This is a genomic window from Sediminibacillus dalangtanensis, assembly GCF_017792025.1.
GTDB classification, from domain to species: Bacteria; Bacillota; Bacilli; order Bacillales; family Amphibacillaceae; genus Sediminibacillus; species Sediminibacillus dalangtanensis.
Window position 1 is genome coordinate 2148219 of record NZ_CP046956.1, and the last position, 12274, is coordinate 2160492.

Consider the following 12274-nt stretch of genomic DNA (forward strand, 5'->3'; position numbering starts at 1 on the left):
GCTTTACAAACGTGGTTGCTCAACCAGTATATTTCTTAAAGTTTGGTCCATTGCGCTCGTTTTTTGTGTTTGTCTTTTAACAGATGTATAGCAGCTAAGTATTCCCCAAAGCAAATTATTCTGTTAAAACATATCCATGTACTATTTCCTCTATTTTTTTCATTCTGTCAAGTGCCCCGCTGGCAGAATTACGCTCTTCGATGGATGATTACACTTAAATGCCTACAATATAGTTAACCATGAACTTACAGATTAGAAGAAGCTAGTTCAACAAAGGAGGATGAAGTGTAGATGAAAAAACTGTTATCTATTTTATTATTAGGACAGACGTTATTCCTAACAGCTTGTGGCGGTGAAGAATCGGGCGAGAATACGGAACAACAGACAAAAGATGAATCACAAGGGGACAAGGGTACCATCTCCATTGGGATGAATAACTGGGCAGAGAACGTGGCGGTCTCCAACATGTGGAAAATAATCCTGGAAGACAAAGGTTACAACGTAGAGTTAACCTCTGTTGAAAAAGCGTTTCTCTATGAAGCCCTTTCTGCTGGTGATTTAGACATTGGAATGGAGATTTGGCTGCCGAATACTGATCAAGCCTACTATGACAAGTACAAAGATGAAATCGATTGGCGTGAAAATTGGTATGAAGGTACTGATTTGGCACTCGTCGTCCCTTCTTATATGGAAAATATCAACAGCATTGAAGACTTAAATAACCATAAGGAAGAATTAGATTCCCAAATAGTAGGCATTGACGCTGGCGCAAGTATTATGTCCTTAACTGAGGAAGTAATTGAGACCTATGGTTTGGATTTTGAGCTTGCAAGTTCTTCTGAACCAACGATGTTGACTGAATTGCAAAGCAACATCGAAAACAAAGATCCAATCGTTGTTACCTTGTGGAAGCCACATTGGTCTTTTGCCGAGATGGATTTAAAAATACTGGAGGATCCAAAAAACGTTTATGGAAATGCGGAAAACATTTCCTACGCGGCCAGAAAAGGACTCGAAGAAGATCAGCCAGAGGTAGTTAAGTGGTTTGATAATTTCAAGCTTGATGATCAACAATTAGGAAGCCTGATGGCAACCATAAATGAGGCAGAATCAGAAGAAGAAGGAGCTCAAGCCTGGATTGACGAACATCAAGAGTTGATTAAAGAATGGACTGAATAACAGGACAAGAAACCACGGAACATCTTACCCCGTGGTTTCTTGATTCGACTTCATTTTTTCTGCAGCCAATCCCACGCTTCGGAAAGTTGATCCTTTTCAAATTGCTTTACGGTAATACCAGGCAAATACTTTCCGACTTTTGCGAGGGATTCTACTGAATCTTTGCCTGTCACAACTGCCAATTTACTAAATTGTTCCCAATGCTTCGCATCAAACTTCATGCCTTCCATCATGCCTTTCAGGGAAGATCCTTTTATATCATGAATGATGGCCAGCAGGTTAAAAGAATTTCCTTCCGGAAAGTGTTCTTTTACATGTTGTTCCAAACGTTCTGCATCCTCTTTTGTTGCCTCTCCCGTAAACTGAACAGCAATTGTTTTTTCATCCTGGCTCGGCAGGAAAGATAACATGGAAACACACCCTTCTGTCATGCTTTACTAATGGTTTACCCGAATCAAAAGGCTTTTCAAACGATGAATCATCAGCTTACAAGATTATCACGCCTGTTTTCCCTTCAAACCTTTCGCTAATGTCGATTTCAAACTTTGAATGAATAAAACAAGCGATAAAATGGAGAGTATCATTGCTGAAGGGTGTTCTCTGTGACCTTTATCCACTCTACTCATCATCGCTCTGTATCATTTCACTTACCCAATCCCATTTTATACCATGTATGATAATTATCCTGTATTATCACGCTATGAGTGTAACTGAATTTTGCGGAATTGGAGTGGGAACGATGGAGATGCATGAAGAAGACAGAAGCTTTTTCGACCAAGCGATCCTGGATTACAAAGAAGGAAGCAACCGATTGGAAAAAGGCCTGCCGGAAATGACAAAAAGTTATTTCGATTTTACAGAAGCTTGTTTTCAGGATGGCGCAATAGACGGAAAACAAAAACAATTGATTGCCCTTGGCATCAGTATTTATGCCCAGGATGAATACTGTATCATGTACCATACCAAGGGTGCTGTAGAACACGGAGCCAATGAAAACGAAGTGATGGAAACGATTGCTGTCAGTGCCGCTCTTGGTGGCGGTGCAGCCTTTTCGCAAGGTGTCACGCTGGCAATGGAAACATTCGATCACTACCATGAAGTAAAACATTGATACATTTTGTTTCTAGCTATTGCAAAACCAGGCAACATGGCCAAGCATTTATTTATGCCATTTTTGCTTGGTTTTTCATTAGGGAATATATCCATTCTTCCAACATGTGATAATCAAGCGATTTAATGAAAAAACATTTGAATTGATAAAGCTTGCAAATTATGTCCCTTTCAAGCCAAAAAAGTTGGTTCTTTTTCAAGCAATATTTAATAAGCCTCCATGCCATTGTTTTATATATGATGGTGTGGAGGTGATATTCATGTACACGCTGTTAACACAAAATAGGAATTTTCGTTTCTACTTAATAGGAGGAGGAATTTCCAAACTCGGCGATATCCTTTCTGGCCTTGCCTTTTTGTTTTTAGCGCATGATATGACCAGATCTGGTGTTCATACAACAGGGATGGCCATTGCAGAAACGTTACCCTATCTCTTTTTCGGATTAGTTGGTGGTGTTATTGCCGACTGGCTTCCTCGTAAAAGATTATTGATTTGTTTGGATGGAATCCGGTTTCCTCTTATTCTATCGGTCGTTTTTTTGGATTCAACCGGAAGCCTTACATATTTATATTTGTTGTTTGTCAGCTTCCTGATCCAAACGATTGGATGCTTTTTCAACCCAGCCCACCGGGCAATTCTTCCGATGATCACACACAAGGATGAACGAACGGCAGCAAACAGCTTGCAAGACAGTATAACAAGAGGCATAACTGTCCTGAGCCCGCTGATAACCGTTTCTTTGATAAAAACACTTGGAGTGGTTCACTTTTTCACCATCGACGCCGTCACCTATTTGATTAGCATCCTATGTCTCCTTCGCGTGTTTGTTCAAGAAACAAAAAAGGATTGTAGTAAGTCGGTTCGGCAACTTTTTTCAACCATTCTTTCTTTTTTTGTATGGGCAAGACAGCATGTAACAGTCCGTCAACTATTCCTATTTACATTTATTACTGTATTTCTCAACACATGGGTTTGGGAAGTTGGGTTACTGTTGGGACTTGCTGAGCTGACGTCAAACGAACAATCCATTTATAGTATCCTACAAGGTGTGTTTGGTGCTGTAGTGATTGTCACAAACTTAATCCTGCCTTATTTCATCAAAAAAATGACCTTGAAGACTTATTTGGTTGGAGCAGCTATTTGGGGAATCGGCATCACTTATTACGGCGCTTTGTTCGATGTCAAACATTTTTACATTGGCTGTGCGATTGTAGGCATCGGGCTGCCCATAGCTGGATTGGCCCGCGTATATTTATTGCAGTCACTCATACCAGAAGAAAAATTAGGCAGGGCATTCAGTTTCAATGCGGTTCTGCTTTATCTCGCCAATACAGTTTCTCTTGCGTTATTCGGAACTCTCTCTGCCTATGTTCCCATCAGATTATTAATGACTGGAAGCGGAGTCGTCATCTTGCTCACCAGTATTACTTTTTTACTAATTAAAACGGTTGGTTGTTCGGAACTCAGACGGGGTCGCCCCGTAAACTTTTTTAAATAAACGGGTATACGCAGATACGTTCTTAAAACCATGGGCCATGGCAATTTGCAACACGGTTTCATCAGTATAAATCAAATCCGGCTGACTTCGTATCAGCCGGTATAATTGTAGCCAGGAGTACGGAGATATACCTGTTCGCTCTTTAAACAAATGAGCAAACTGATATTTATTTATTCGGGCCACCTCTGCCATTCCGTCCAATGTCCAGTCTTGCTCATAGCTTTGTTTAATAGCATCAGTCACCAGCTTTAACACTTCATCTTGTACCACTTCAGGCATTGTCCCCTGGTGCTTTCCCAATCCATACTGTACCATCAGAATAGCAAGCTGGGTAAAGCTATTTTCCACCAACAGTTGATTTGCCTCAGCAGGTTTTTCACTATTCCAGCCGATAAGTTCACGAATAAAACAAGCCCACCGATCTATTTGTGGATGATAATAAGACACTGCTGCAAATTCCATTTCACGTCCAGTAACACCCAGTCCCACGGAAGCATCTTTCAACAACTTCTGGTCCAGTTCGATTAGAAATTTTTCTCCCGACATATGAAGTTGTCTATGCTCCTGCAAGGGATTGAAAATGACAAATTGCCGTTGCCCAATCGTTAAGTACTGATGACGCGTTTGATACATTCCTCCACCTTTTGAACCAAATATTAATTTATATGTATGGTCGCTGCGCCAGTCACGTTCTCCTAACTTATCAGAACGCAGTAGGAGCAGTCCGTTTTCGTCTTGGTAAATCATAGCCGACAACCTCTCTATATTAACCACTTTACCCCTTTTACTGTCATTATATCATTTCGCTGTGAGAAGGAGTTTTTTAAGACAGCAATTTTGAGAGGTCATTGTTTTTTAGCAAAGGTCCAGACTGCAGCGCAGCCTTAGAAAGTTGCATCACATTAAACGGGGTATTACTTAGTAATCTCCAAAATAATCTTTCCTACACTTTTTCTGGATTCCAATAGCTGGTATGCTTCCCTGGCATTTCTCAACGGCAGCTTCTTACCAACCTTTATACCAAGCTGTCCGGTTGTCATGTAATGTAAAACACCTGCAGCTGTTTCTTGCAGGACTTCAGGCCGTTCTTTTCTGGTCGTACCTAAACTAAACCCGAGAACAGAACGACAGCTTGCATGCAGCTGTTTTGCTTCGACAGTACCTGTGCTTCCACTTGAGTTTCCAAAGTGGACTAGCCTTCCAAAGTGGGATAAACAGTCGAGACTTTCTTCGAAAATACGTCCGGAAACAGAATCTAGAACGATATCAACACCTTTTCCTTCCGTAATCTCCTTTACTCTGTCAGCAAAATGCTCGTATCCGATCACATGGTCAGCTCCTGCGTCTTTGACTACCTGCAGTTTTTCCTCCCTGCTAACTGTCCCAATAACGGAACCAGCTCCCATGATTTTTGCCAGTTGTACAGCCGTACTCCCTACACCCCCGGCTGCCGCATGAATGAGCACCGTTTCCCCTTCATTTATCCGGGCAATCCATTTCAATAAATGATAACCTAGAAATCCGACAGTAGGACAAGCAGCAGCACTCGTAAAGTCTAATTGTTCTGGAATAGAGAAAGTCAGCTTTTCGTTCGCTACTGCATATTCTGCATAAGAACCAAGACGAGGAAAACAGATAACCCTATCTCCTGGCCTAAACCCCTCTACCTTATCACCAGCTTCCACTACTGTTCCTGCAGCATCCAGTCCCGGGACAAATGGAATGGGACCCTTCCATTTCCTCCCCGATCGATTTTTAATATCAGCATAATTCACACTAGTATGAACCACCTTGATAAGCACTTCGTTTTCCTTTATCTTTGGAATCTCCATTTCAACATGCTCTAGTACTTCAGGTCCACCAAATTTATTGACTACGATCCCTTTCATCTAATCCCCTCCAAATTTCTATCCTCTCAACCTGTCATTTCTTGTTCCGCCTTCTTTATTCCTGCAATGGTCCATAACTAGATTAAGACTATTCTCTTATCGATTAACGGAATAGCAGCATGCTTGTTGACGAGAATCAGGCTAACACGATGACCTGCTTACTAAGAGTGGGGGATTTCCTCGAACAAACCAAGACGATTGCCCCAAGGATCAGTGAAAGTTGCCCACTTTACCGGAACTTCTTCCCTGGAGCGGATTGAAAATCTCTTTACTTGCAGCCTTTCCAGCAGCCTGTTCCTTTCTTGCTCGATGGATGCTGTCTGGATACGTAAAGGACCGTTGCCAACTGCAGGCTCTCCTTCTGCTACTTGCAGCCAGCAGCCAGGAAGCAATTCCCATTCGGCAAACCCGTGATGAGGTTCAAAATCCGGCTGTTTTTGCAAAAAAGCAGCATACCACTTCCTGCCCTCATGGAAATCTTTTACTCGTACTTGAAAGGTAACGGTCTCGATCAAGTTATTCTCCTCCTTATAGTAAATCATTTTTGATGACCAATCCTGTTTCCAGGTATATCTTAAGAAGTGTCATAGCCTCTCCCCAACCTGCAGCACAAAATAAGCTAGTCTGTACATCAAGGTTGGAAAGAGAATACCCTTTTTCTTCTAATTCTACAATGGTGCCTGCTTCATAGGCTTTCAATAGGAATCTGACAACTGTTTCTGACTGACCAGGTTTCCACGAAAACGCAAATAACTTATCGGTATCCATAGCTGTAATTTGGCAATATTCTTCTACCCACTGTCCCTCTACTCCAAAATTTTCCCAACACAATCGTAAAGTTCCTTTGCCATCCTCTGAGAGTATCAATGTGGTTCCATCCGTGAACCAGGCATTCCAGCCTTCCTCTGTCGTCAATGCATTGTATACTACAGAAACTTGTTTTTTTATGTAGGTCCGGTGTTTGATAATAGGGGGTGTGCCTGTTTTCATTGACAAAACCCCAAAACTTCCAGCTTGTTTCCCGATGGATCTTCGATTTCAATAAACCGTCCCGGTGGGCATGGTTTCGGTTCATCCGATACTAACTTGACTCCCTTTTCTTTCAAGATTTTGATATCCTTATCCAAATCCACTGACTCTAAACCTAATACAATGCTATTATCCGGCGGCACCTCTCCACTTTGACTTGTTTCCAATACAATGGCTATTGGTTCCTGTTTTAGACTGACAGTGGTTTCACTATAACGTTCAGATACGACAAAATTCAATTTGCCCGAATAAAAGGCTATAGCCTCTTCCATTTCCTTCACTTTAATCGTTATCACACAGACTTTGTTCAATTTTACATCTCCTCCTGTCCATTTGACGTAAATGATACAGGAACAGACTGCTCAAATTTTCTTCCCGTTTGCTGTCTTATTCAATTTTTGGAAAAGGAGCAATGGCAAATTGATTAATATCGGCGGGTCGTAAGGCTGGGGTTTACGCAATGTTAGAGATACTTCCATTTCTGAATCCTCTGTTATCACTAATGGCTGCTCATGTTTGGAACGCAAACAATTATCTGGCACAAAATAATCTTTTATATTTCCGCTCCAAGGAAGTGCGGCAGCCATTAAATAGTAGGTGCCTGGACGAAGTCTGGAAAAAGTGCAAAAGGGGCTACTACGGGTTATCACCGTTCCTGTAACCGGTGCCTTGTCCGGAATTTGCCGGCGGAATAACCCGACAAAAATTATACCGTTAAAAGAGAAGGGAACCCTCACATGGCACGATACAGTTGGTTTCGTAGGAAGAAGGCGGTCAATCAAGCTGTAATCGGTTTGGGACTCCATAAAAGTGGCAAGCCGTTTCGTTTCTGATGAAAATTGTTTAGGAGACAATCCAACATTATGTTTAAAGCGACTGCTGAATGTACCGATACTCTTAAATCCCACCTGCAAAACTGTTCGTAACACCGAATAACTGGAGGAATCTATCAACTGTTGTTTGCCTTTCTGAATTCGGATTGCAGACAGATATTGACGTGGAGAAACACCCGTCACTTCTTTAAATATTCTTGTGAAATGATAAACACTGTACCCGGCATTTGCTGCTATCTGCTCAGAGGTAAGCTCTTCCTGCAAATGTTGTTTCATATATTCAATTGCCTGAACAACGGTTTGTTCCTAATCTTCCATTGCTTCTTCTCACTTTCATGATTCGTTATCCTGAATGATTCTTCGCTTTTCTTTATGGGGATCGGCAATAATCCGATCTGATTCGTTGAAAATCTTCGTTTTCCTTACTTCCAGATCATACGCAGGCCAATCCGATCCTGGCTCGCCAGTCCTTGCAAAAGAAACCCATGCATTTTGCATTCGTGTCGACAATTTTTCCAATGACATTCCCACCTCTACCTCTAGCTTCCAAAAGTAATCGAGGTTTTGAAAGACAAACGGGATTTCTAAAGCATGAACAGCTTTACCCGCATAAGGATGGCCCGGGACATGCCAGTCGAATCGGTACATCCAAACAGGTGCATAATTGGTTTGTGCTTCAGCAAATTCCAAAGCCGGTTTCCAAAAAACAAAATCGGTAATCAATCGAGCCTGTCCCTCAGCACTAGGCGGATAGTATTCTCTTATTTTATCGGCATTTTCTCTGCCCGCCATACGCTTGACGATTTCGTCCATTTTCCCTTCAGGCATCTCTTCGGTATCCGGCCTGACAAAAAATACCCCTTCATCATGGTTGGTTCCAATCATCAATGGTATATCTGCTGCCGAACCAGCAGCAACCGCATCGGTAGGGTACTGCGGGAGCGTATTGTCATCAATTGCGGGTTGAAAGAGAAGAACCGACTCATCTCCTCCATTCTCCTGATATACTTCTTCGCTTGCTTTCATAAGAGAATCCAGCGATTCATCTTTTATAGCTGACAAATGATCCGGTTCAATATCCAGCATACTGATAAAGTCTTTCGCAATATGCACAGCTTGACCAGAAGGAACAACCTGGGATGCTCCGCTTTCCATAATGGCTTTGTTAAATAGCCCCTTCGCTTGCGGCATCGCGAAGAGTGAAGCAATGCTCATCGAACCGGCAGACTCTCCAAAAATAGTTACCTGCTGGGGATCTCCCCCGAAAACGGCGATATTGTTTTTCACCCAACGCAAGGCAGCAACTTGGTCAAGCAACCCGAGATTGGCTGTAAAATGATCGTCTAATCCGGCAAGATGCAGAAACCCTAAGGCACCAAGACGGTAGTTCAACGTAACAACCACGACCTCTCCTTGTACTGCAAGCCGTGCTCCATTGTACAAGTAACTGCTTCCTGCTCCGGAAGTAAAGGCTCCGCCATGAATCCAAACCATTACTGGTAAATCCTTCTTCGATGTGTTTGGCGTCCACACATTTAGATAGAGGCAGTCCTCAGACATATCCTCCGGATTGATCCCCTGCATTGCTGCAGCTTCGGGAGGTTGAGGACAAACCGGCCCAAAATCAAAAGCTTCACGAACACCTTGCCAATTATCCGGTTGCTGTGGCGGTTCGAAACGCAATTTTCCTACAGGGGCCTTAGCATAAGGAATCCCCTTCCAGCTTATGCTTTTTCCTTCGATCTTTCCTTTTAGTTGTCCCTGTTTTGTCTCTGCCAGGATTTTATCCATTTTGTATTCCTCCATCTCTATGTTGCATATCCAATTCAAAGGTCAATTTGTTTTATCTTTATTTCCTGCTGCCAGGTTCTTTAAGATGTTTTTCCATGCTGTACATCCTCTTCCCTTCATATATCCTTTCATCGAAGGGGGTAAAACCTACCTTTTTCCAAAATTGCAATGCCCGTTTATTTTCTGCATGGACGGCAATTTGAATACAACCAGCTTGCTTTTCTATCAGCATTTCTTCAAAAGCCAGGTACGTTTTTTCAGCAATTCCCGTGCTTTGAAAATCCTCCTCAATTAAAAACAAACTGATCCACGGTTTTTTTTGGCGCGGACTCGTCATTCCAAAATCCAGAATCCCGATATAACTCTTTTCATACCTGGCGAGATATCGGCTTATTTTTAATTTTTGTGCTTCTCTATATTGGTTGAAAAGATCGTTGTCATCTAGTATTCGTTTCCCATAGGCAATCAAGTTATATTCTTGCTGAGAATTGATTATTCTCTTTTCAACTTCCAGTGTCTCTGGATTGTTTCGGGTAAATTCAATCATAGCCACGGTCTCCCACTTTTACAGAGTCTGTTTTCGAAGGCTCCAAATTGCTTTAGTAAATGCGATTTTCATTCCAGCTCTTTCCATATTGCGCATGCTTGCACTTCCAAAACCCGCTTGTCCGACAAGAAGACGGCAGTTCCTTGATTTTGCTGCAATAGCTCGTTTTTTTATCATGGCTTTATGGACTCCTTTTCGCCTGAATTCCGGGAGGGTTGCTGCTGCAGCAAGAACAGCGATCGCTTCTTCGATGTACAATACAGCAATACCGACAGGCTCCCCATCAACGGTTGCCAAATAGAACATCCAGTTACTATCCTTCTCCAATACTTGATTATTCACTTTAATAGCTGGTTTAAGAGATTCTGGCATTTGAAATGAATCGGCATATATCGAGGCAAAGATGTCAAACTCATCGCTATTCATTCGACGTACGAAAACTTCACCCTCTTCTTTTTTATCCGTTAGCAATGAAGAGACAGGCGCATAGAGGGAAGTGTGGAAGCCCGATTGATAGTAACCCTTTCCACTTAAAGTGGTCAGCAATTGCTGAGACACGTGTGCAGGTGTTAACTCCCAACGTACAGGAATACCCCGCTGTTCATAAAATTCGATTATTTGGTCAAGCAGCTTTTCGTCGCTATCCTCCAGCCCCTTCACTGTATTAAAAGACGGACCAGGAATGCCGGCCGCCGAAAAACAAGTTGCATGGCCAAAGCGTTTCAAATCAATCCCCATTGGATTGCCCTCTATCTTTTTGATTGCTGACAGTCTGGAATGCAAACAAGATATTTCTGCTTGCTCCATATCGTAAGCCAGCTCTTTTGTCGTCACCATTTTCTTCTCATCCCTTCGTTTTCATCGACTCTCACCCTTGCTAGATCGAAAGTAAGTCCTCTTCTATTATTTTCATGATTTTAAATGGCCCTGAAGAATGATTGGACGGTATGGCCATCGTTATATTCAACTGTGGATAATGAGCAGAATGAAAACTTACCCCCGGATCATAGCCCATAACTTGGTATTTCCAAGGATGGTTTCCTTCCCGGTTTATCCAGACACCGTATCCATACTCCACCCCATCCTTTACTTTGATATGTGGAGTAAGCAATAGATCGGTTAAAACTTTGCTGAGCAGTTGATGGTTTAAGAGCGCTTCCCAAAGTTTCATCATATCCGGAGCTGTGGTGAAGGCACCACCGTCCGCTCCCCCTTTTATTGGAATAGAATATATGTTGGTCCTCCAATTCCAATCGTCGTTATGTATGTATCCAAATGCTGTATTGCCAGGCAGCTGGTCTAGTGAAAAGTAACCAGAGTCCAACATATTTGCCGGTTGGAAGATGTGTTTTTCCACGTAATCGGAAAAAGAGAGGCCGGTCTGCTGTTCGATGATTAACCCAAGCAGTATGTAACCTGCATTGTTATAATGAAACCTATTACCGGGCTTATCTTTCATTGATTTCTCCTGAAACAAAGGCAGGAAGTCAGCAGCATTTTTCATTGAATACATTGGGGTTTGTTTCCACAGTTCTTCGAAATCCTCCATTTCATCTTCGTCAAAATAGTCAGGAATCCCTGCACTGTGCGTAAGTAAATGATGGATAGTAATCGATTGGTCAAACGTTGGGAAGTCCTTTTTCAAACACTCGTTGAGACGAGAGTGGAAGGACAAGCTACCGCTTTCGACAAGCTGACAGACAGCGATGGCGGTAAACAGTTTGCACCCGGAAGCAATGCCAAATTTAGTATCAAGAAAGTTAAGTCTTTGACTAGCTTTATCTGCATAACCTGCTGCATGCTCGAACAAAGTTTGTCCATCCTTTTTAACGATAATCGTTCCAGAGAATCGCTCCTTTTCAACTGCTTCTATTAGACGTTTGCTTGATAATTGTTGTTTCATCCTTATCCCCCCTTCTTTCCCTTTAACTGAGAACGCCATTCGCTGCGTCCCATCTCCCCATGGCTTTGCGAATATAGACAATCTGACCAACATGATATGTGTGATGCAAGGCCAAATGGTTGATTTCGGAAGCCCATTTTTCCAAATGGGTATCGGAACTAGCTTCAATATTTTCAATCCATTCACCCATCAATTGGTCTAGCACCTTAAGAGTCTGCTCCCATTCCGGCACGGGGCCTTCTGTGAAAGTCGCTTTGTTGTCATAAGCAGTTTCTTCTACAGATCCACCCTTAAATTTATCTAAATAAAGCCTATTATAGTAGATTAAATGGTTGACTATTTCCCAAACGGAATGAGTCGTTTCCTTGTTGCTCCAGGAAGCCTCTTCAGCATTTATCCCGTTTAACGCCGTTTTGATAGAAACAAACCACGTATCCCTGCCATAGCAGGCATTAACTTGGTCCAACAATAGTTTTTTCTGGTTCATTTTTTCT

At 42.3% G+C, this 12274-nt stretch carries 15 protein-coding genes; 3 read left to right on the forward strand and 12 right to left on the reverse strand.

Going from position 1 to position 12274, the window contains the following annotated elements; all coding sequences use genetic code 11:
- Positions 1 to 291 precede the first annotated feature (291 nt).
- On the forward strand, positions 292 to 1179 hold the full coding sequence (locus ERJ70_RS10820; protein WP_209364906.1) for a glycine betaine ABC transporter substrate-binding protein: 888 nt from the start codon (positions 292 to 294) through the stop codon (positions 1177 to 1179).
- A 50-nt stretch (positions 1180 to 1229) separates the two neighbouring features.
- On the opposite strand, the gene ERJ70_RS10825 is transcribed toward ERJ70_RS10820, so the two are convergent.
- Positions 1230 to 1589, reverse strand: a complete 360-nt coding sequence (locus ERJ70_RS10825) for a SpoIIAA family protein (protein ID WP_209364907.1) — start codon at positions 1587 to 1589, stop codon at positions 1230 to 1232.
- A 329-nt stretch (positions 1590 to 1918) separates the two neighbouring features.
- Between ERJ70_RS10825 and ERJ70_RS10830 the strand changes: the two genes are divergently transcribed.
- Both ERJ70_RS10830 and ERJ70_RS10835 read left to right on the forward strand, forming a co-directional pair.
- Positions 1919 to 2290 (forward strand): carboxymuconolactone decarboxylase family protein, encoded by a 372-nt coding sequence (locus ERJ70_RS10830; protein WP_209364908.1) that lies wholly within the window; start codon positions 1919 to 1921, stop codon positions 2288 to 2290.
- Between the two features lie 259 nt (positions 2291 to 2549).
- Entirely contained in the window at positions 2550 to 3788 is a 1239-nt protein-coding gene (locus ERJ70_RS10835; protein ID WP_209364909.1) for an MFS transporter, read from the forward strand.
- On the opposite strand, the gene ERJ70_RS10840 is transcribed toward ERJ70_RS10835, so the two are convergent.
- The 11 genes from ERJ70_RS10840 to ERJ70_RS10890 all read right to left on the reverse strand — a co-directional run bounded on the left by ERJ70_RS10840 (position 3726) and on the right by ERJ70_RS10890 (position 12267).
- Entirely contained in the window at positions 3726 to 4535 is an 810-nt protein-coding gene (locus tag ERJ70_RS10840; protein WP_209364910.1) for a helix-turn-helix transcriptional regulator, read from the reverse strand. The genes ERJ70_RS10835 and ERJ70_RS10840 overlap by 63 nt on opposite strands.
- A gap of 167 nt (positions 4536 to 4702) precedes the next feature.
- Positions 4703 to 5677, reverse strand: coding sequence for a quinone oxidoreductase family protein (locus ERJ70_RS10845; RefSeq protein ID WP_209364911.1), 975 nt, complete (start codon positions 5675 to 5677; stop codon positions 4703 to 4705).
- 161 nt (positions 5678 to 5838) lie between these two features.
- Positions 5839 to 6192, reverse strand: a complete 354-nt coding sequence (locus ERJ70_RS10850) for a VOC family protein (protein ID WP_209364912.1) — start codon at positions 6190 to 6192, stop codon at positions 5839 to 5841.
- Positions 6193 to 6205: 13 nt separating this feature from the next.
- A complete protein-coding gene (locus tag ERJ70_RS10855; protein ID WP_209364913.1) occupies positions 6206 to 6667 on the reverse strand; it encodes an SRPBCC family protein in 462 nt (153 codons plus the stop codon).
- Positions 6664 to 7017, reverse strand: coding sequence for a VOC family protein (locus ERJ70_RS10860; RefSeq protein WP_209364914.1), 354 nt, complete (start codon positions 7015 to 7017; stop codon positions 6664 to 6666). Before ERJ70_RS10860 ends, ERJ70_RS10855 begins: the two co-directional genes overlap by 4 nt.
- Positions 7018 to 7068: 51 nt before the next feature.
- A complete protein-coding gene (locus ERJ70_RS10865; protein ID WP_209364915.1) occupies positions 7069 to 7815 on the reverse strand; it encodes a helix-turn-helix transcriptional regulator in 747 nt (248 codons plus the stop codon).
- A 57-nt stretch (positions 7816 to 7872) separates the two neighbouring features.
- Positions 7873 to 9330 carry a carboxylesterase/lipase family protein gene (locus tag ERJ70_RS10870; protein WP_209364916.1) on the reverse strand — a complete coding sequence of 486 codons (1458 nt, stop codon included), beginning with the start codon at positions 9328 to 9330 and terminating at the stop codon, positions 7873 to 7875.
- Between the two features lie 58 nt (positions 9331 to 9388).
- Entirely contained in the window at positions 9389 to 9877 is a 489-nt protein-coding gene (locus ERJ70_RS10875; protein ID WP_209364917.1) for a GNAT family N-acetyltransferase, read from the reverse strand.
- An 18-nt stretch (positions 9878 to 9895) separates the two neighbouring features.
- The gene (locus ERJ70_RS10880) at positions 9896 to 10714 is read right to left on the reverse strand and encodes a GNAT family N-acetyltransferase (protein ID WP_209364918.1); all 819 of its coding nucleotides are present in this window, start codon (positions 10712 to 10714) and stop codon (positions 9896 to 9898) included.
- A 40-nt stretch (positions 10715 to 10754) separates the two neighbouring features.
- Positions 10755 to 11780 carry a serine hydrolase domain-containing protein gene (locus tag ERJ70_RS10885; protein WP_245207926.1) on the reverse strand — a complete coding sequence of 342 codons (1026 nt, stop codon included), beginning with the start codon at positions 11778 to 11780 and terminating at the stop codon, positions 10755 to 10757.
- A gap of 22 nt (positions 11781 to 11802) precedes the next feature.
- Positions 11803 to 12267 carry a DinB family protein gene (locus tag ERJ70_RS10890; RefSeq protein WP_209364920.1) on the reverse strand — a complete coding sequence of 155 codons (465 nt, stop codon included), beginning with the start codon at positions 12265 to 12267 and terminating at the stop codon, positions 11803 to 11805.
- Between the last annotated feature and the right edge of the window lie 7 nt (positions 12268 to 12274).